Origin of the sequence: Natrinema pallidum DSM 3751 (assembly GCF_000337615.1) — an archaeon.
Taxonomy (GTDB): domain Archaea; phylum Halobacteriota; class Halobacteria; order Halobacteriales; family Natrialbaceae; genus Natrinema; species Natrinema pallidum.
This window is the reverse complement of record NZ_AOII01000080.1, coordinates 1-19,676: the sequence shown is the minus strand read 5'-3', so window position 1 is coordinate 19,676 and position 19,676 is coordinate 1. Positions and strand designations below refer to the sequence as shown.

Annotated in this window: 19 protein-coding genes, 1 tRNA gene and 4 pseudogenes; 9 read left to right on the top strand and 15 right to left on the bottom strand. The window is 64.3% G+C overall.

What is annotated here, in order from left to right:
* Positions 1–79 precede the first annotated feature (79 nt).
* Positions 80–256 (top strand): HVO_2523 family zinc finger protein, encoded by a 177-nt coding sequence (locus tag C487_RS21070; protein WP_006186220.1) that lies wholly within the window; start codon positions 80–82, stop codon positions 254–256.
* 55 nt (positions 257–311) lie between these two features.
* On the opposite strand, the gene C487_RS12865 is transcribed toward C487_RS21070, so the two are convergent.
* Positions 312–1,025: a TVP38/TMEM64 family protein gene (locus tag C487_RS12865; protein WP_006186219.1), complete on the bottom strand. Its 714-nt coding sequence runs from the start codon at positions 1,023–1,025 to the stop codon at positions 312–314.
* A 239-nt stretch (positions 1,026–1,264) separates the two neighbouring features.
* On the opposite strand from C487_RS12865, the gene C487_RS12860 reads away from it, so the two are divergent.
* Together C487_RS12860 and C487_RS12850 are read left to right on the top strand one after the other, a co-directional pair.
* Positions 1,265–1,349: transfer RNA gene (locus C487_RS12860), tRNA-Leu, on the top strand.
* A gap of 506 nt (positions 1,350–1,855) precedes the next feature.
* Positions 1,856–2,419: a DUF420 domain-containing protein gene (locus tag C487_RS12850; RefSeq protein WP_006186217.1), complete on the top strand. Its 564-nt coding sequence runs from the start codon at positions 1,856–1,858 to the stop codon at positions 2,417–2,419.
* A 51-nt stretch (positions 2,420–2,470) separates the two neighbouring features.
* Here the strand turns inward: C487_RS12850 and C487_RS12845 are convergent, their stop codons facing one another.
* Positions 2,471–2,668, bottom strand: coding sequence for a DUF5800 family protein (locus C487_RS12845; protein WP_006186216.1), 198 nt, complete (start codon positions 2,666–2,668; stop codon positions 2,471–2,473).
* Positions 2,669–2,816: 148 nt separating this feature from the next.
* On the opposite strand from C487_RS12845, the gene C487_RS12840 reads away from it, so the two are divergent.
* The 6 genes from C487_RS12840 (at position 2,817) to C487_RS12815 (ending at position 9,238) form a co-directional block, all read left to right on the top strand.
* Positions 2,817–3,674: a polymer-forming cytoskeletal protein gene (locus C487_RS12840; protein ID WP_006186215.1), complete on the top strand. Its 858-nt coding sequence runs from the start codon at positions 2,817–2,819 to the stop codon at positions 3,672–3,674.
* 255 nt (positions 3,675–3,929) lie between these two features.
* Positions 3,930–4,793, top strand: a complete 864-nt coding sequence (locus tag C487_RS12835; protein ID WP_006186214.1) for an electron transfer flavoprotein subunit beta/FixA family protein — start codon at positions 3,930–3,932, stop codon at positions 4,791–4,793.
* Between the two features lies 1 nt (position 4,794).
* Entirely contained in the window at positions 4,795–6,384 is a 1,590-nt protein-coding gene (locus C487_RS12830; protein ID WP_006186213.1) for an electron transfer flavoprotein subunit alpha/FixB family protein, read from the top strand.
* Positions 6,377–8,050, top strand: a complete 1,674-nt coding sequence (locus C487_RS12825) for an FAD-dependent monooxygenase (RefSeq protein WP_006186212.1) — start codon at positions 6,377–6,379, stop codon at positions 8,048–8,050. The genes C487_RS12830 and C487_RS12825 overlap by 8 nt, the downstream gene beginning before the upstream one ends.
* A 1-nt stretch (position 8,051) precedes the next feature.
* Entirely contained in the window at positions 8,052–8,453 is a 402-nt protein-coding gene (locus tag C487_RS12820) for a hypothetical protein (RefSeq protein WP_006186211.1), read from the top strand.
* 173 nt (positions 8,454–8,626) lie between these two features.
* Positions 8,627–9,238, top strand: a complete 612-nt coding sequence (locus C487_RS12815) for a plastocyanin/azurin family copper-binding protein (RefSeq protein WP_006186210.1) — start codon at positions 8,627–8,629, stop codon at positions 9,236–9,238.
* Positions 9,239–9,277: 39 nt separating this feature from the next.
* Here the strand turns inward: C487_RS12815 and phoU (C487_RS12810) are convergent, their stop codons facing one another.
* The 13 genes and pseudogenes from phoU (C487_RS12810) to C487_RS12755 all read right to left on the bottom strand — a co-directional run.
* Complete coding sequence (phoU, locus tag C487_RS12810) at positions 9,278–9,949, bottom strand: phosphate signaling complex protein PhoU (protein WP_006186209.1); 672 nt, start codon at positions 9,947–9,949, stop codon at positions 9,278–9,280.
* Positions 9,950–10,076: 127 nt separating this feature from the next.
* Positions 10,077–10,712, bottom strand: a pseudogene (locus tag C487_RS12805) (IS6 family transposase).
* A 71-nt stretch (positions 10,713–10,783) separates the two neighbouring features.
* Entirely contained in the window at positions 10,784–11,275 is a 492-nt protein-coding gene (locus C487_RS12800) for a metal-dependent hydrolase (protein ID WP_006186206.1), read from the bottom strand.
* 163 nt (positions 11,276–11,438) lie between these two features.
* Positions 11,439–11,597, bottom strand: a pseudogene (locus C487_RS19660) (phosphate ABC transporter ATP-binding protein); the annotation flags it as partial.
* The gene (pstB, locus tag C487_RS12795; protein ID WP_006186204.1) at positions 11,537–12,454 is read right to left on the bottom strand and encodes a phosphate ABC transporter ATP-binding protein PstB; all 918 of its coding nucleotides are present in this window, start codon (positions 12,452–12,454) and stop codon (positions 11,537–11,539) included. The pseudogene C487_RS19660 and the gene pstB, both read right to left, overlap by 61 nt.
* Positions 12,455–12,471: 17 nt before the next feature.
* Positions 12,472–13,359, bottom strand: coding sequence for a phosphate ABC transporter permease PstA (pstA, locus tag C487_RS12790; RefSeq protein WP_006186203.1), 888 nt, complete (start codon positions 13,357–13,359; stop codon positions 12,472–12,474).
* Positions 13,359–14,288 (bottom strand): phosphate ABC transporter permease subunit PstC, encoded by a 930-nt coding sequence (gene pstC, locus C487_RS12785; RefSeq protein WP_006186202.1) that lies wholly within the window; start codon positions 14,286–14,288, stop codon positions 13,359–13,361. The genes pstA (C487_RS12790) and pstC overlap by 1 nt, the downstream gene beginning before the upstream one ends.
* Positions 14,285–15,259, bottom strand: a complete 975-nt coding sequence (locus tag C487_RS12780) for a PstS family phosphate ABC transporter substrate-binding protein (RefSeq protein WP_049908140.1) — start codon at positions 15,257–15,259, stop codon at positions 14,285–14,287. The genes pstC and C487_RS12780 overlap by 4 nt, the downstream gene beginning before the upstream one ends.
* A gap of 570 nt (positions 15,260–15,829) precedes the next feature.
* Positions 15,830–16,546 carry a phosphate signaling complex protein PhoU gene (gene phoU / locus C487_RS12770; RefSeq protein ID WP_006186199.1) on the bottom strand — a complete coding sequence of 239 codons (717 nt, stop codon included), beginning with the start codon at positions 16,544–16,546 and terminating at the stop codon, positions 15,830–15,832.
* A pseudogene (locus C487_RS22045) lies at positions 16,546–16,692 on the bottom strand (phosphate ABC transporter ATP-binding protein); the annotation flags it as partial. The pseudogene C487_RS22045 and the gene phoU (C487_RS12770), both read right to left, overlap by 1 nt.
* Positions 16,693–16,793: 101 nt before the next feature.
* A pseudogene (locus C487_RS12765) lies at positions 16,794–17,561 on the bottom strand (phosphate ABC transporter ATP-binding protein); the annotation flags it as partial.
* Between the two features lies 1 nt (position 17,562).
* Positions 17,563–19,107 (bottom strand): phosphate ABC transporter permease PstA, encoded by a 1,545-nt coding sequence (gene pstA / locus C487_RS12760; protein WP_006186198.1) that lies wholly within the window; start codon positions 19,105–19,107, stop codon positions 17,563–17,565.
* A gap of 46 nt (positions 19,108–19,153) precedes the next feature.
* Positions 19,154–19,676 (bottom strand): PstC family ABC transporter permease (locus C487_RS12755; protein WP_006186197.1); only part of this gene is annotated, 523 nt, incomplete at its 5' end.

The window sequence follows — 19,676 nt, the reverse complement described above, 5'->3', positions numbered from 1 at the left end:
CGGTCGTGTTTTCGTTCGGATCGCACGCGACGACCGCTGAGACGCCACACTTAGCATCGGTCGGCGCGAACGCCGTCGTATGACTGCCGACGGCGGGCGGGGAGCGGACGGTGGCGTCGAGACGGACGGCTCGAGCGACCGGACGGCCGCCGGCCCGCGCTGTCCACACTGTGATGCGGCGATGTACAAGCGCCACTGCAAGTACGTCTGTCCCCAGCATGGGGTCATCATCGATTGTAGCGATCCCTTCCGCTGAGCGGCCGCTCTCGAGTCCCGTCCGAGCGGGTGGGGGCGACGAGTATCCGGCGTTCTTAGCTGTCCGTCGATCGCCCCGTCCCGTCCGTCGGCGACCGGCTCTCCGTCCGAATCCGGCGGTACGCGGGTCCAGCAAGGAGGAGGACGGCAGCGGCGGCACAGGCCAGCGAGAGCGCCACGCCGACCCCCTCGAGCCCGCCCGCGGTGACCGTCGCCGCCGAGGCACCGACGACGACCGCGGCGACCGTCCACGGGAGTTCGCCGACCACCGTCCCGAGCACCAACTGGCGACACCCGACACCGCTGACCGCCGCGGCACACGTCGCGACGTCCGAGGGGATCGGTGCCAGCCGGGAGGCGGTAACGCCGCGCAGCGGGCCCGCCGTCTCGTAGTAGCGTGCGACGGCGTCGCCGGCCCGCTCGAGGAGGGCCGCGTCGGCGTCCTCGTCGGACGCCCCGGCGGCCAGCCAGCGCGCCGCGACGAAGACGGGGAAGACGGTCACCACGACGCCACAGAGCGCGATGGGGACGCCGACGGGGACGCCGAAGCCGTAGCCGACGACGGCCGCGAGCGGCGTCGTCGGCCACGCGAAGAGGGGGCGCACGAGGTAGAGTCCGGCGACGAGGAGGCCGAACAGGATCGGGTCTGCCGCGACGGCGTCGACGGTCCCGACGATCGTCGACGGCGAGACGAGCACGCCCGCGGCGACCGCGCCGCTGGCCACGATCGCCCCAGCGAGCGCGCGCGTTCGAACCGACCACAGCGACATCAACCGACGATTCCCCTCGAGTATTGAAACTTTTGTGTCTCCCGCGAGTCAGCGGCCGCTCGAACGGGTCGGTGGAGTGCCACGGGGGGCCAGCGTCCGTTGCCCACCGGCAGGCGAGTGGCGCGAGTGGCCGTCACTCGCGGGTCCGGTTCCCGTGGGACCCGACCGCAGTCGCCGACCTAAAGGAAAGGGCTTTTATAATCACACTGGATACGAATGAGTGCAGACAGAGACCGCGAGCGTGGGTAGCCAAGCCAGGCCAACGGCGCAGCGTTGAGGGCGCTGTCCCGTAGGGGTCCGCCGGTTCGAATCCGGTCCCACGCATCGCATCGGTGGACGATGTCCACCACTACGATGCAGGTGATCTCCCTCCGAGGACATCACCCACGCATAATCCTTTCCGATGCTACTACCGACGAGCGATAGCCCCGTTGCTCGTACACTATCCCGTCCCTGTGGTTTCTGCTGACAATAAAACAGGCACCTTACGACCTGTTGACGGGCATCGTCATCGACGGCGATACACGTCCGATAGTCACCCGTCTCGAGGCGCTCGAGTCGGAACTCGACTGCCGCGAAAACGAGGTCCATGGCGTCGGCGAGGGCGTGGGCGTCGACGATCGTTTCGAGTTCGCGGTGAGACGGAAGCCAAGTTCGCCGACGGAGCGACGGACGGCGGCTGCATCAGCCGGAAGCGAATAGAACGCCAGATGATTCCGATCTGATGAGAAGCCAGTAGCTGTGGCGATTACAAAACGGCTTCACCCGATCGCTATCGAGAGTCGGTCAGAGACGGTAATCCCTTTCCCGTTGCACCCGAACGAATAGCCATGGAATACGTCCCTCGAGAGCGCGTGCGCCTGCTCACCAGCGTCCTGAGCGTCGTGTCGCTGGCAGTCGTCTTCGCGGCCGCGGGCGGCCGGATCCCCTCCTCGAGCGTGCCGGCAGCTCCGGCGTGGGTTATCGAGACGATCCCGCTCGTCAACGCCGTGCTCAGCGCGGCCGCGATCGGCACGATCACGCTCGGCTGGCGGGCGATCCGTCGCGACGATATCGAACGCCACCGCGTCGCGATGGTCGCCTCGTTCGGGCTGTTCGTGGCCTTCCTCGCGCTCTATCTTTACCGGCTGACCGTGACCGGCGGTCCACAGCCGTTCCCCGGCCCCGACTCGGTCTATCAGTTCGTCTACCTGCCGCTGCTGGCGATCCACATCTTCCTCGCGATCGTCTGTATTCCCCTGCTCTACTACGTGCTCTTGCTCGCGCTCTCCCGCCCGATCGCGGAGCTACCCGAAACGGGCCACGCCCGCGTCGGCCGCGTCGCGGCGACGCTGTGGCTGATCTCCTTTTCGCTCGGGATCGTCGTGTTCGTTCTCCTGCACGTCGTCTACTGAGCCGGTCGCCCGAACCGCGAACGGCGACCGTCTCGGACCCCGCGGGACGGCTCAGTCGAGGATGTCACCGATCCGTCGGGGTTCGCCCTGCAGGTTCGGCTGTTCGGCGACGATCTGGAGAACCTCGTGGTCGGTCACGTCGTAGTAGGACTTTTCGGTCGCGTCTTCGATGAGGTCCTGCTCGAGGCGGAACTCGGTGCCTTCGTAGACGACATCGACGCCGTCGTCGTCGAATGCGAGCGTTGTCATGGTCGAACGTACGCAGTGGGATGCTAAAAGCGAGGCGACTGTGATCGGTGACTGATGCGATGGGAACGCCGACGGCGGCGGACGAGCGTCTGACGGACGACTGACGACGCGCGAGGTTTATTAGGCGCTACTCCCTTTGAGCCCGAGTGTGGCCTTCAGCAGGGATCCGCTCGACGAACTCGTCGTCCCCGACGGCACGGAAGCCCAGGAGCGCGACCTCGTTACCGACGGGGATATCCTCGTCGGCGGGCGCTCGAGCGTCGAGTTCGGCGTCCGCGGTCGGAACGTGCTGGCCGGCGAATCGGCCGAGTTCGGCGGCGGGATCGAGGCCGAGGGCGACTGTCGGCTCGACATGTGGTGTGACGTAGCCGAGACCGTTCTGGTCGGCGAGGACGCGTACATCGGCGAACGCGTCCACATCGGCGGCCGACTGAAAGTCGCCGGCGATCTCGACATCGGCGACGACGTCGAGATCGAGGACGGGTTCGAAGCCAACGGCTGGATCGTCATCCGGAACCCGATGCCGACGATCGTCTTCCTGTTCGTCTACCTCAAGCACCTCCTCTTGCTCGGCGAGGAAGACGCCGCCCAGCGGCTCATTTCCGAACTCGTCGACGAGGAGGACGGCGAACCCGATACGGAGCCGCTGGTCATCCCTCGGAACGCGACCGTCGGCGACGACGCCTGGCGCGTCTCGACGCCCGCGACGATCGGCGACGACTGCCGACTCCACGGGAACGTCCGGGCCGAGACGATCGACATCGGTGCGGACTGCAACATCTTCGGGAGCCTCCGGGCGCGCGGCGACGTTTCCGTGGGCGGAGACACCCGCATCCACGGCGACGTGACGACCCGCAACGGCGACGTCGTCATCGACCACGACGCCCGCATCCTCGGTGACGTCTCCTGTGCGGACCTCGAACTCGGCCCCGACGCGGAGGTCGACGGCACGATCCGGGCGGACGGCGAGATCACGATGCGGACGACCGAACGCGAGCGCGAGTAACGCGGTCCGATTCGCTCCGGCGGATTCTCTCGACACAGCGGTTCGAGCGGCCGGTTTCGCCGCGCTCGAGCCTGGGCCGACTCCGCCGAGGTACGACGCTGCGACGGCGCAGTCGGCTCCGTTCGTCCGAACCGAACGCGGCAGTCACGACGCCGCCGCTATCTATCGGCGATTTTGACCCCTATTCTTAATACTGATAATCTGATAGGGTGCGACAGGCATGCTAAATATAGACATACATCCACGGGAGGAGTCATGCGATCGATCGTCCTGACGAAAGGCGTCCCGGACTTCTCCGAGGGGGCCGTCTCGTTCGACGAGGACGGCCACCTGGAGCGAGGGAAGACGCCGACAGTGATGAATCCGAACGACGAGTTCGCGCTGCAGGCCGCGCTCCAGACGACGGTCCGCCACGGCGGCCACGTCAGCGGCATGAGCATGGGGCCGCCGGGGTACGGCGAGGTCCTGCAGGAGGCGATGGCGTCGGTCTACACCGACGACAGCTACCTGCTTTCGGATCGTGAACTCGCCGCCTCCGACACGTGGGCGACGGCGATCACGTTGAGCGCCGGCCTCGAGACGTACCAGGAAACAGTCGCCGACATCGACCTCGTCTTTGCAGGGTTCAAAACCGCGGACGGCGAAACGGGCCAGACCGGCCCGCAGACGTGCTGGGCGATGGAGTGGCCGATCGTCACGCACGTCATCGCGCTCGACATCGACCCCGACGAACGGACCCTGCGCGCGAAACGGCTCGTCGAAGGCGATCTCGACGAAATCGAAACGGTCGAGGCACCCTTGCCCTGTTTCGTCGTCACCGATCCGGAGTTCGAGCCGACCTATCGGACGGCGTCCCACCGGCTGACGCACAAAGCGCTCCGATCGGAGACCGAAGAGCGGGCCGCCGAGCACGACGACCACCTGACGACGTGGGATCACACCGATCTGAACCTCGATCCCGACTATATCGGGCTCGACGGCTCGCCGACGATCGTCTCCTCGGTCGACCCGATCCCCAAAGCGCCCTCCGAACGGGAGGCGACGATGATCGACCCCCACAAGGGTATGAGTGACGTGCTCGAGACGATGCAACCGTACGCCGCCGAGGCAGGTGAGTAACATGACGGAACTCGATCCGAACGACTACACTGTCGACGAACTGACCACGGCACTCGAGACGATCGACGACGCGGACGACCTGCAGTCGATTCTCGAGGCGGAGCGGGCCGGTCAGGACCGCGCAACGGCTCGCGAGGCGGTCCACCGGCGGCTCGAGGAGGTCGGTACCGCGTCGGACGCCGAGAGCGACGGCGTGGAAGCAGACGCCGAAACCGAAGGCGCGTCCGAGGAGACGAACGCCGACGTGGGCGACGACGCCGAAAGCACGGATGGGGACGACAGCGAAGCCGACGACGCGGAGGCCGAGCCGGGCGAGGCAGACGGGGAAGACCCGGGGGAGGACGACGCCCTCTCTCACCCCACCCGCGACAAGAAACACGTCCGGGTGCTCGAGGACGGCGACTACGCGGACATGTGGATCTTCTGTGAGACGCAGGGCGGGGAGTTACTCGATGTCTCGCGGGAGATGCTGGGCAAAGGCCGTGAACTGATGGATCAGTTCGAGGCGGACTACGGCGATCAGGAGGCGGTCGTCGCGTTCCTGATGGGCGACGACTGCGAGGCCCTCGCCGAGGAGTGCATCGCCTACGGGGCCGACGTCGCGGTCTACCACGAGGACGAGCGTCTCGGGCGGTTCCTGCACGACCCCTACACCGAGATCGCGGCCCACATGGCTCGGGGAGACGGAACCGTCGAGAGTACCGACTGGCGCGAGTACGACGAGCCGCGCTATATCCTGTTCCCGGCGACGAACAACGGCCGTGACCTCTCGGCGATGGTGCAGGCCGAACTCGACTCCGGACTGGCCTCGGACTGTTCGGACCTGTTCATCGAGGAAAACGAAATTTCGAATCCAGTCAAAACCGGCGAGCCGGGCGTCAAGAAGACCGTCAAGAAGGTCCTGCACATGAAGCGACCCGACTTCTCGGGCTTCGAGTACTCGACGATCCTCTGTCTCGACAACCCGACCCGGGACTTCCACCCGCAGGGGTGTTCGGTCATCCCGGGCAGCTTCGACCCGATGGAGCCGGACGCCGACCGCGACGGGCTGGTCGTCGAACACGACATGGCACTGGCCGACGACTGGTTCCGCGTCGGCATCACCGAGCACGACCGGCTCGAGGACGGAATCGACCTCACGGGTCACGACGTGATCGTCTGTCTCGGCCGCGGGATCGCCGACGATCCCACCGCGGGGATGGAACTGGGTCTCGACCTCGTGGACGCGTTCGAGGACGCCGCCCTCGGCATCACGCGTGGGATCGTCACCTCCTCCTACCAGTTCGAGGGACACGTCGAGGCGTACTCGGCGGAGGAACGCCAGATCGGCGAGACCGGCCAGGTCGTCGCGCCGGACGTCTACATCGCCGCCGGCGTCTCCGGCGCGGTCCAGCACAAGGTCGGCATGGACGAGTCGGACACGATCGTCGCGATCAACACCGATCCCGACGCCCGCATCAGGGACTTCAGCGATTACTTCGTCGAAGGGGATCTCTTCGAGGTCCTGCCGCGGCTGACCGAGGCGATCGAAGCGGGCGAGACGGATCTCGAGGCCGAGGCCGTCGCCGACGGGGGTGAGGACGATGACTGACGACCGCGAACACTACGAGGCCGTCGTCGTCGGTTGTGGACCCGGCGGGGCCGCAGCGGCCGCGCGGCTCGCCGATCACGGCGTCGAAACGCTCGTCCTGGAGCGGGGTCCCGAAGCAGGCTCGAAGAACGTCTCCGGCGGACTGATTTACGCCGAGGAATCCGCGCCGTACACGCTCGACGACCTCTTCGACGGCTTCCGGGAGGCGGCGACCGAACGTCCCATCACGGACTACTACATCCACAACGTGGCCGGTAACTCGGTCAAGACCTACGACCTGACCGATCTTCACGAGCACGACACCGACTGGTGTGATGCCGTGCTTCGGCGTGACATGGACGCCTGGCTCGAGACGCGGGTCCACGAGCAGACGAGCGAGACCGGTGGCGGTGTCCTGACGAGCGTGCGAGTGAACGGCTTGCTCCGCGAACACGGCGAGATCGTCGGCGTTACCTGTGACGAACTCGAGCCGATCGAGGCGGACCTGATCGTCGCGGCCGACGGCGTCAACTCCGAACTCGCCCGCGACGCCGGACTGATGGACTGGGCGGAGCCCGAGGAGTGGTTTCAGGGGGTCAAGGCCGTCGTGGATATGGCCCCCGACGCGATCGACGACCGGTTCGACATCGGCCCCGAGGAGGGGACCGCCCACCTGTTCTCGGGCGACCTCTTCGAGGGTGTCCGCGGCGGCGGGTTCCTCTATACCAACGCTGACTCGCTGTCTATCGGGACCGTCTTCCATCTCGATAGTCTCGTCGAGCAGGCGGCCGAACCCCACGAACTGCTCGACGCCCTGCTGACCCACCCGCTGCTCGCCGGCTGGTTCAAAAACGAGTATCACGAGCGCGAGTACGCGGCGAAGCTCGTTCCCGACTCGAAGAAGGTCGCCCACCGCCGGCCCTACCGCGACCGCCTCGTCCTCGTCGGCGACGCCGCCGGCCAGATGCAGGCTCAGGGGCCGATCATCAAGGGGATGAACCACGCCGTCACCGCCGGCGCGCTCGCGGCCGACGCCTTCGCCGCCACCCGCGGCAACGCCGACCCGGCGGCCCCCGGACGGCGATACACCGAACTGCTCGACGACTCCGGTACGATGGCCAAACTCCGGCCTCGCCGGTACGATCTCGCCCGAACCATCGGCGAGCGCGACGCCGTGACAAACGCCGTCGAGCGAGTGCTCGCCTCGCCGATCGGCCCGCTCGCGGTCGGGAACCCGATCGCGGACCGCCTGCTGCAGCGAGCGTACAACTCGCCGTTCCTGGTCTCGATGCTGCCGGATACGAAAACCGGCTACGTCTCCCTGCCGACGCTGATCGCCGAGGCACACGGCAAGACGATCCACTGGGAGAGCGACATCGAACCGCCGACGCTCGAGGAGCGCATCGGCGACCTCACCTACGATACCGATGTCGGCAATCCCCACATCGAACTCAGAGACGAGTCGGCCGAGGCCAGCGGCGCGGCGGTCACCGCCTGCCCGGTCAGTGCGCGGGACTTCGGCGGCGGCTGCTACCGCACGGAGGCGGTCAAGACCAACGGGACCGAGGAGACGCTGGTCAGTCTCGACACCCAGCCCTGTGTCGAGTGTGGGACCTGCGCGATCGTCGCCGACACCGAGTGGGAACACCCCCGCGGCGGTAAGGGCGTCGAGTATCGCGAGGGATAGAATGAGCCGGTACGGCCCCCGCATCGCCGCACTCGCCCGCCGGGCAGAGCGCGAGCGGGCGGCGTTCGACGACCGCGGCCCCGACGAGTCGGCGGCCCGGGTTCCAGACCCCGCTGACGCCGAGCGCTACCTTCGCGAGGGTGTCGGGCCGGCCATCTGGCTCTACGTCCAGGCTCGGACCGGCGGTCGCATGGTTCCGTTCGCGCGATCCGAACTCGCCGCACTCGAGGATGCGATGAACCGCTGGCTCGAGTGTTACACGCGTTGTCACGGCGTGGCTCTCGAGGCCGAGTTTACGGTCCGCGAGGCGGCCGAACTCCTGCTCGAGACGCGCAACGTCGTCGATACGGCCCAGTTGCTGACCCGCGTTCCGGGGCGACATCGGCGGTCGGCTCCCGACTGAGGACCACCCCTGTTCTCCCGGGCGGCGCGACGCCGATCGCAATCTGAAACCGGCGGAAGACCGCCGCAAACCGGCCCGTACTTGACTCCCACGCAGTAGACGGGTATTCGACTATTCCTGTTGAGCGCAAAGTCAACTCGATGGCACGAGACGATCGGTTATCCCGACGGCGAATGCTTCAGTTGACCGGTGTTGCGGCGTCGACGGCGTTCATCGCAGGCTGTGGCGGTGGTGGCAACGGCAATGGGAACGGTAACGGAAACGGCGGTGGCGGCGGTAACGGCGGTGGCAGCGGCGGGTACGAGATCGAACCCGGCACGACGATCGATTTCAGTGGCGAGACCAGCCACTGGGAAGGACTCGCCCCGTCCGCCATCGAGGGCGAGGAGAACCCGACGCTCATCCTACAGGAGGGCGAAGACTACACGATCGGCTGGTCGGAAGGCAACGGGCAGCCACACAACATGGAAATCCGGAACGAAAACGACGAAGTGATCGGTGATCTCTCGACCGAAGTGGTGTCCGAGCCTGACGAGAGTCAGATGCTCGATATCACGGCGAGTAGCGATATGTACCAGTACGTCTGTCAGCCCCACGAGGCCCAGATGCGCGGCGATCTGGAGATTGCGGGCGGCACCGGCGGCGGTGGCGGCAACGAAACCGCTGATAACGAGACCAGCGGTAACGAAACCGCCGGGAACGAAACCAGCGGCAACGAGACTAACGGCAACGAGTCCGACGGCAATGAAAGCGGCAACGAAAGCGGCAACGAAACGAGCGAGTGAGACCGGTCGGCATCCGGTGGGACGCCGTCCGCGGCTCCCTCAGTAGATGAGTTCGTCGTCGTTCTCGACCATGTACAGGGTTCGCGCGGCGATGTTGACGGTGTGATCGCCGACGCGTTCCAAGTCACGGATCGTCAACAGGAGCCGCGAAACGTCCTGTAGAATCCGCTCGACCTCTTCGGTCGACTCGAGTTCGCGCTCGATGAGGTCTCGGACGACGATCTCGCTGGCCCGTTCGGCGAACTGGTCGAGTTCATCGTCGCGGGCGGCGAGTGCTCGACAGCTGTCGGTATCCTCGGTGTCGTAGGCGAGCATCGCGTCCTCGAGCATGTCGAGCGTCAACTCGCCCATCTCCTGGACGTCGACGTCGGGGAACAGGTCCCGCTCGGCGTCCATCGTGTACTCGCCGAGGTTGGTCGCCAGATCGGCGATCCGCTCGAGGTCGGTGATGATCTTGAACGAGGCGGCGATGAACCGCAGGTCGCTCGCGACCGGCTGCTGGAGGGCGAGCAGGTCGATACAGTCCTGTTCGAGATCGAGATACATCCGGTTGATCTCGCCGTCGCCCTCGATCACTTCGCGGGCGAGGTCCTCGTCTTTCTGCTCGAGGGCATCCATGCCCATTCGAAGCCGTTCCATGACGACCTCACTCATGTAAAGGACGTCCTCACGGAGTTCCGTGAGCTTTTCCTGGTAGGATTGTCTGGCCATACTGGTTGAAACCTGCCCATCCTTGATAAAGACTGCGTGCGATCTCACCTCGGTCGCCGTCCCCTCGAGACTCGCGGTCGGCGTCTCCGGTGGTCCCGATCGGCGGGTCCATCGGTGGCGGTCGTGTTTAGTTTGTAGCAGTCTGCCAGACAGCGACGGCTTGGAGCCATGAGTTTGTGATTGGTCGGCAGACATGACTGAAACAGTTTGAGACCGAGGAGGAACGTCGCCGTATCTCCCTAAAAACACGTTCAACAGCAGTCCGATTTCCCTGTTTTTCATATCGAAACCGGAGCCCATGTCGGCGAAGTGCTGTCTGAAGATGCTGTGCGTCATCAACGAGAAACACAGCATCTTCGATGTCATGATTCTCGGTTAGTTCTCGTAAAACGAGTTCAGTCAACGCGGTCGTCGTCGTGGAGAACAGCCGTCTATGGAGGATTCTGTTCGTTTCAGGAACGACTGCAGCGTACAGCCACTATTGCTGCTCCTCGATCCGAATCACGGTTTCGCCGATCGCAACATGATTTGGATTCGCATCAGTTGCTGGCTGTAGATCGGCTTTCTGTACCCAATCGTCAACGGCCTTTCGCGATCGCTTGACACCGAACTTCTCGAGCTCTCGAACGGTATTCGAAAGCGACAGTCCAGCAAGGTGGAGTCGAATACCGAACTCCATCAGCTGCCGCGGTGTCCGCTCTCGGTCCACACCACTCAAATCGATCCAGTCGCTACACCCGCTGAGGCGGTCGGTTTTTGGCATAGGCACCACAAAATCGTGCCGCCTCACTGTTCACGCTTACCGAAACACGGCCTAAACGAGGCCAATAACTGTTATCGGAGCCACTCGAGGATCGGCTCCGCGGTATACGACTCGGTTCGGGTCTCGAGGCCGTATTTCCTGCCGAGCAGGTCGCCGAGAAGTACGGTGATAGCGAACACCGATGTCAGCGCGTTCAGGAGTACCCAATCGAACGACAGTCCGTACAGCGTTCGATCGAGGGGGGCGAGCAGTCGGACGCCACCGGACAGGAAATCGAAGACGACGTGGGAACCGAACCCGATGGCAGCGGCCCGCCACGGACCGACGAACGAGAGGAGGACGATCACGACGACCCCTCCGAGCAGCGAGTGTGTGAGCCCCCGATGGCCCCACAGGACACCCCCGACATAGCCGATTTCGACCAGCGGCCGAAACACGAACGTGTCGCTATCGGGGACAGCGGCGGCGAGTGCCCCGACGAGGTACGGCTCGGGCCGTCCGGACCGACGGAGGACTGAAATCAGTGCTAGACTGAGCAGGATGTGAACCCCGGTGGCGACCATGGGTCTCGAGACCATGCGATACCCGATAATAAGCGGCATGGTCAGCCAAAAACAAGTAGTCGACCGCCCGAGGGTCTCCGTCGGGAGACTTCCACTCTCATATGGGAGGAACGCGACGATGACTCGGTCGAAACCGCGACCGGACGGCACGCGACGACCGGAGTTATCCGAACTTGCCGGTGATGTAGTCCTCGACGCGGTCGTGTTCGGGGTTCTCGAAGATTTTGTTGGTGTCGTCGAACTCGACGAGTTCGCCGCCGGTCAGGAAGACCGCCGTCTTATCCGAGATCCGGGCCGCCTGTTGCATGTTGTGGGTGACGATGANGTGTATAAGAGACAGGTGATGTAGTCCTCGACGCGGTCGTGTTCGGGGTTCTCGAAGATTTTGTTGGTGTCGTCGAACTCGACGAGTTCGCCGCCGGTCAGGAAGACCGCCGTCTTATCCGAGATCCGGGCCGCCTGTTGCATGTTGTGGGTGACGATGACGACGGTATACTCCTCGGCGAGGTCCTCGATCAGATCCTCGATTTTCGAGGTCGCGACCGGGTCCAGCGCCGAGGCCGGCTCGTCCATCAGGATCACGTCCGGGTCCGGCGCGATCGCGCGGGCGATACACAGCCGTTGTTGTTGGCCACCGGAAAGGTCCAGCCCGCTCGAGTCCAGTTGGTCTTCGACCTCATCGAGCAACGCCGCCCGCTCGAGGGCGGTGTGTACTTTCTCGTCGACGTTGTCCTTTTTCCCCTGGACTTTGAGCCCGTAGGCGACGTTGTCGCGGATGCTCTTCGGGAAGGGATTGGGCGACTGGAAGACCATGCCGATCTTCCGGCGCAGGGCGACGGGGTCGACATCGTCATCGTAGACGTTCTTCCCGTCGAAGCGCAGTTCGCCCTCGACGCGGGCGCTGTCGACGAGGTCGTTCATCCGGTTGATACACCGGAGGAACGTGGATTTGCCACAGCCCGACGGGCCGATGACCGCCGTGACTTGCTTTTCGGGAATCTCGATGTCGACATCGGAGAGTGCTTGCTCCTCCCCGTAGTAGACGCTCAGGTCCCGCGCCTCGAGCAGCGTTCGATCGGTCATCGTTTCCCCGTCGAAATCGGCGGTATCGGCGAGGCCGTCGGTGCCCGGCGTCGGGGCGGTCTGGTTGTCGGTCGGTTCCGTTTCCGAGGGAGTCATCTGTTCGTTAGTCATTGTCAGGTGCGCTGTTGATACCGGTTCCGGATGACGATCGCGATCGAGTTGATCGTAAGCAAGACGACGAGTAGCGTGACGACGCCGGCGGCGACGACGCCGTACTGGAACTCCGTCTGGGGATAGGACGCCCAGTTGTAAATCTGGAGTGGCATGGCGCTGACCTTGCTGAAGAAGCTGTTGGGCAGCCCGAAGACCGTCGTCGGCGCGGCGATCATGATCAGCGGTGCCGTCTCGCCGATTGCTCGCCCCAGCGCGAGGATCGTCCCGGTCATGATGCCGGGCATCGCGCGGGGCAACACGACGTTGCGGATCGTCTGCCACTTCGTCGCGCCCATCCCGTACGACGCCTGTCGCTGGGAGTCGGGGACGGCCCGAATCGCCTCCTGTGCGGAGATAATCACGATCGGCAGGATGAGCAAGGCGATGGTAAACGCGGCCGCCAGTACCGACCCGTAGCCGATGTTGAACAGGCCCACGAACAGGCCCAGGCCCAACAGGCCGTAGACGACTGAGGGGACCCCCGCGAGGTTCGCGATATTGAGTTGGATGAATCGCGTGAGATAGCCGTCGTTGGCGTACTCCTCGAGGTAGACCGCGGCCCCGACGCCGAGCGGGAAGGTAACGAGCGCGATCATCAGCATGATCGCGATCGAGCCGACGAGCGCGGGCAGGAACCCGGCCTCGTAGGGGTTGGGGTGTGGCGGGTTCGTGAGGAACTGCCAGTCGAGCCAGCCGACGGCGTCGACGGCGACGTTCAGCAGCAACGCCGCAAGCGACACGATGCCGACCAGCGTCGCCGCGAGCGCGAGCAGGCGGAACGCGACGTCTTTCGTCCGACTGACGCGTCCGAAGCCGTCGGCAGGCGTCTCTCCGGTGTCGGCCGCCATCAGCGATACACCTCCCGGTACCGCGACGCGACGAGTTCACTGATCAGGTTCATGACGAAGGTGATGACGAACAGGGTCAGCCCGACCGCGAAGAGGCTCTTGTACGCCGGGCCCTGCCCGACGATGTCGCCGGTGCCGATCTGGACCATCGCGGAGGTCATGGGCTGAATCGAATCGAGGAACATCCCCGCCGGGTCGGTCAGGTCGATCATCCGCGGCGTCTGGCCCGCGGCGATGGCGACGATCATCGTCTCGCCGATCGCCCGCGAGAGCGCGAGGATAAAGGAGGAGAAGATTCCCGACAGCGCCGCCGGTACGACGACCGACGTCGAGACGGTGAATTTCGTCGCGCCGAGCCCGTAACTGGCCTGTCGCAGCGAGTCCGGGACGGCGCTCATGGCGTCCTCGCTGATCGAGGACACCATCGGGATGATCATGATGCCGACCATGATCGAGGCCGACAGCGCGTTGAACGTCGAGAGATCGACCGGCAGGATCGCGTCGATCGCCGGCGTGACGTAGACCAGCGCGAAGTAGCCGTAGACGACCGTCGGGACGCCGGCGAGTACCTCGAGCGCAGGCTTGAGGTACGCCCGCCGTCGATCGGAGGCGTACTCGCTGAGATAGATCGCGGTTAGCAGTCCGATCGGGAGCGCGACCAGCGCCGATCCGATCGTGATGACCAGCGTCCCCGAGATCAGCGGGAGGACGCCGAAGGCGATCGGCTCGTTCGTCGGACTCCAACGCGTGCCGGTGAGGAAGTCGACGAGCGACACCTGGGCGAAGAAATCGACCGCGTCGATCAGCAGCGTCAGGATGATCGCGACGGTCGTCAGGATCGACAGGAGCGCACACAGCATGAAGAGATAGCGAAAGGCGATACCCCGCGCCGTGCGGATCCCGTCGTGGGAGAAGTCCGGCTGGCTCATGCCGTCACCTCCTCGATCGCGGCCTTGAGTTTCTCTATGTTCTCGTCGCGTTTGTCCTCGGTGATCGGCACGTAGCCGACCTCCGAGACGAGGTCCGTCGCGGCCCGCTTCATGTAGAACCGGGCGAAGTCGCGGACGGCCGCCTTCTCGAGCGACTCCTTGGCGACGTAGATGAACAGGGGTCGCGAGAGGGGCGTGTACTCGCCGTTCATCGCCGTCTGGATCGACGGCTCGACGCAGCCGTCGCCGTCGTCGACCGAGATCGCCTTGATCGAGTCCGGGTTCTCGCTGTAGTACGAGAAGCCGAAGTAGCCCATCGCGTACTCCGAGCCCTGTACTCCCTGAACGATCGTTCGGTCGCGCTCGGTCGCGTGGTAATCGCTCCGGTGGTTTTCTTCCTCACCGATGATGGCCTCGTTGAAGTAGTCGAACGTCCCCGAGGTCGTCGCGGCCCCGTACAGTTCGAACGGTTCGTCGGGCCACTCCTCGTTGATATCGCTCCAGTGGGTCGCGCCGCCGGCGCGCCAGATCTCCCGGAGCTGTTCGACAGTGAGACAGTCGATCCAGTCGGCGTCGGGATTGACGACGACCGTCAGCGCGTCGGTCGCGACCTGGAGTTCGATCGGCGTGATATCGTTGTTCCCGCACTGTTCGATTTCGGCGTCGGCGATCGACCGACTCGCGTTGTTAATGTCGGTCCGGCCCGCACAGAAGAAGTTCCCGAACCCACCACCGGTTCCGGTCTTGCTGAGCGAGAGGTTGACGGTGGGATTCTGTTCGGAAAACGAGGAGGCGATCGCCTCGGTCACGGGGAAGACGGTACTGCTCCCCGCGATGTTTACGTTGTTGCCCTCCGCGGCGAAGACGCCGGTACAACCGGCCAACCCGCCGGAGAGGCCAACACTTGCCGCGGCGAGAAAATCACGCCGACCGAGTCCGGCCGGCAAAGACGCCGTGGAATCTCTCGACATCACCGAATCGAAGCCACAGAGCGGATAAGTATACTACTATGATACCTATATAGTGCTATATACCACCTGGCGGAGCTGATGGCGATACGGTGAGTACCGACAGCTGTCCATGGAACGCGTACATATGCCAATAGATACCGTTCCGTTTATTTGACCTTCGAGAACGGAAAACATTCCAGACCAATTGCGATCGGAATAACGGCGACATATATAGACCTGGTCGCCGTACCACAGACGGCCGACTACGCGACGCCACGTTCGTTCGGGGGCACACTGCTACTCGAGACCCTCGAGTAGCCAGTCCGTTACCAGGGACGAAACGCGCTTCCCGAGACAGACCTGTCCCCGCGCCGTTGACGCGGTTCGGATCGCGTTACTCGTTCTTCGGAGGGAGATGTCGATCGGCCAGGTCACTGAAACGAGGGGCTTCAGGTACTGAACGTGAAAAGACGGGACGACGAGGAATCGATGGCGAGGTATCGTACTCCGGAGATCGAGTCGATCCGCTGTTTGGGTGCCCATGCCGCCGACTCAACGGGATGTGCTTCCACCGAGAACCCAAAGCAGCCGTCAAACCAGCAACTCCTCGTTGTTATCGAGGGCGTACACCGTGCGTGCAGCCACGTTTACGGCGTGGTCGCCGACCCGCTCGAGGTCGCGAACGATCACGAACGTCCGCGAGACATCCGCGATCACGTCCTCGACCGGTGACCGACTGTCTCCATTTCGGGGCCGGCAGCCGTTTCTTCCACCGTCTTCGACGCCCCGCTCGATGAGCGTCCGCACGATACGCTCGGTGACGCTGGCACAGCGCCCGTCCAGTTCGTCGTCGCGGTCGGCAATACCGAAACAGGCCTCCACATCGTCCGCGACGAACGCCTCGAGTGCCCGTTCGACCTGCTCGAGGGCGAGCGCGGCGAGCCGTTCGAAATCGACATCGGGGAGCGGTGGAGATGACCCGGTCGAATCCAGTGTGTATGTCGCCAGATTGGTTGCAAGATCGCCGATCCGTTCGAGATCGGTGACGATCTTGAACGCGGCGACGACGAACCGAAGGTCGCCGGCGACGGGTTGGTGGAGTGCGAGCAGGTCGAGACACTCCCGCTCGAGTTCGAGGGATCGGTCGTTGACGGCGTCGTCGCCCGTGATCACTGCCCGTGCGAGCGCACTGTCGTCGGTAAACAACGCGGTAACGGCGTCGTCGAGTTGCGCATGGACCCGGTCGCCTATCGCGACGACTGCGTCGCGAAGCCGCTCGAGGCGCGCCCGATAGTCCTCGCGGGTCATTACCCGAACTTGCCGGTGATGTAGTCCTCGACGCGATCGTGTTCGGGGTTCTCGAAGATTTTGTCGGTGTCGTCGAATTCGACGAGTTCGCCGCCGGTCAGGAAGACCGCCGTCTTATCCGAGATCCGTGCCGCCTGTTGCATGTTGTGGGTGACGATGATCACCGTGTACTCCTCGGCGAGATCCTCGATCAGGTCCTCGATCTTCGAGGTCGCGATCGGATCGAGCGCGGNGCCGCCTGTTGCATGTTGTGGGTGACGATGATCACCGTGTACTCCTCGGCGAGATCCTCGATCAGGTCCTCGATCTTCGAGGTCGCGATCGGATCGAGCGCGGAGGCTGGCTCGTCCATCAGGAGCACGTCCGGATCCGGCGCGATCGCCCGGGCGATACAGAGACGCTGTTGTTGCCCACCCGAAAGGTCAAGCCCGCTCGAGTCCAGTTGGTCTTCGACTTCATCGAGCAACGCCGCCCGCTCGAGCGCTCGATGCACCGTTTCGTCGACATCGCCCGCTTTGTCCTGCACCTCCAGTCCGAACGCGACGTTGTCGCGGATGCTCTTCGGGAAGGGGTTGGGTGACTGAAAGACCATGCCGATCTTCCGGCGCAGAGCGACCGGATCGACGTCGTCGTCGTAGACGTTTTTCCCCTCGAACCGGAGTTCGCCCTCGACGCGCGCAGCATCGATGAGGTCGTTCATCCGGTTGATACACCGGAGGAACGTCGATTTCCCGCAGCCAGAGGGGCCGATGAGCGCCGTGACGCCGTTTTCCGGAATCCCGATAGTGACGTCCTGTAGAGCCTGGACGCCGTCATAGAAGACGTCGAGATTCCGCGTCTCGATCACTGGGTCGGCGTCCGCGGACAGCGTCCCGCTGGTGACGTCGAACGAGTCGTCAAGCAGCGAGTCGCTCGTTGCGTCGGGTCGTGTAGTCGGTTCGGAGACGGCCGGTCCGCTGCCGTCAGTTCGCTGTTCGTCGCTGTCGTCGGCTTTCCGTGTGTCGTTTCGAGTCATCTTAGTCACGTCTCTGGTACTTGTTGCGAAGCAGGATCGCGGTGCCGTTCATCATCAGGAGGACGACGAGCAAGACGAGGACGCCGGCCGCGAGGACGCCGTGATAGAACTCCGGTTTGGCCAGTTGTGCCCACGAGTAGAGCTGTCGGGGCATCGCACTGAACAGTCCGAAGAACGACCTCGGGGAAATCCGGACGACTGCCGCGACACCGACCATCAACAGCGGTGCCGTCTCGCCGATCGCCCGGCCGAGCGCGAGAATGGTTCCGGTCATGATGCCGGGCATTGCTCGCGGCAAGACGACGGTCCGCACTGTCTGCCATCGTGTCGCACCGATCCCGTAGGCTGCCCGCCGCTGGGAGTCGGGCACCGCCCTGATCGCCTCCTGTGCGGAGATAATGATGATCGGCAGAATGAGCAACGAGACGGTTAGCCCCCCAACGATGACGATTCCGGGCCGCAACTCGCCCACCTTGACGAACAGCGCCAGGCCGAGTAGTCCGTAGACGACCGACGGGACGCCGGCGAGATTCGCGATGTTGATCTCGATAAGTTGGACGATCGATCCGCTCAATCCGCTCGTCGGCGCGTACTCCTCGAGATAGATCGCGGCACCGACGCCGACCGGAAACGCCGCGAGTGCGACGACGATGATCATCATCACCGACCCGACGAGCGCGGGATAGATGCCGGCCTCCCGCGGCGTCCGATTGTGAGCGCTGGTCAGGAACTCCCAGTCGATCCAGACATCAGGTCCGGCGAACCCGGCCGTTTCGACGATGACAGCGCAGACGACGACGCCGGCCGCGAGTACGACCGGGAGCGCGAGTCCGGAAACGCCGTTCCCACCTCTGTGAACCCGCTCGACGTACAGTCCAACGGGAACACCGACGACCGTTGTCAGAACGAGCCACGTCGTCCAGGAGACGCCGACGACCGGTCCGGCGACGGCACCGATGGCGGCCGCGGCGACCGTCACGCCGCCGGCGATCAGACCCGCACGATCGCTTTCGCGGGCGCGACGGATGGACCAGCCGGCTCCCACCCCGATCGGAACCACGAACGTTCCCAGAAGCGACAGCGGGGCCATCGGGAGGACCGGAAGCGAGAGGAGCAGCGTCCGGAGACTGGGAACCAGTCCGGGGACTCCGACGATCGTGAGTCCGATCACGGCCGCGCCGACTACGACTCGCTCGAGTACCCCGGCCTCCCGAGCCCGATCGTGGACCTCGAGTGCGCCGTACGCCACGAGCGAAGCGACGACGAGGGTGAGCCACTCGTGTGGGCTCACGATGTGTCTGAAAACGATACTAACGCCGCCAGCGAGTAGCGTCGCGGCGACGGGTAATCCAAGCGCCGTGTACGCGACTTCACCCGCCCGGGGAGCGAAACGATAGTAGTAGATCNAGACGAGAAAGACGAACACGAGAAACAGCGCGAGCAGTGTCGCGCCGAGGCAGCCGGCTTTGAACAGCAGTCCACGGAGCTGGCTCACCTGTCCGTCCGAGCCGAACCAGGTACTCGTCGGTTCGTCGGTCGTGGCCATCAGCGACCCACCTCCGTTGTGAACGCGACGGTGACGGTGGTCTGGGTCATTGGTACTCCTCCCGATACCGAGCGGCGATCCGGTTGCTGAGCAGGTTCATACTGAAGGTGATGGCGAACAACGTCAATCCGATCGCAAACATCGAATAGTACCCGGCGGTTCCGCCGGACAGGTCCGTCGTCACCGCCTGTACCATGGCAGCGGTCATCGTCTGCCCGGAGTTGAGGAGATTCGCGAACGGTTCGGACGGATCGAACATTCGGGCTCGGCTGCCGCCGGCCACGACGACGATCATCGTCTCGCCGATCGCACGCGAGAGCGCCAGGATATACGAGGAGAAGATTCCCGAGATCGACGCGGGGATGACGATCTTCGTCGAAACCTCGAACTTCGTGGCACCGAGACCGTACCCCGCCTGTCGAAGCGAGTCCGGAACGGCGCTCATGGCGTCCTCGCTGATCGAGGAGACCATCGGGATGATCATGATGCCGACCATGACCGACGCGGACAACAGGTTGAACAGGCTCACGTCGAGGCCTAATCCCTGAAGCCAGGGCGTCAGATATACC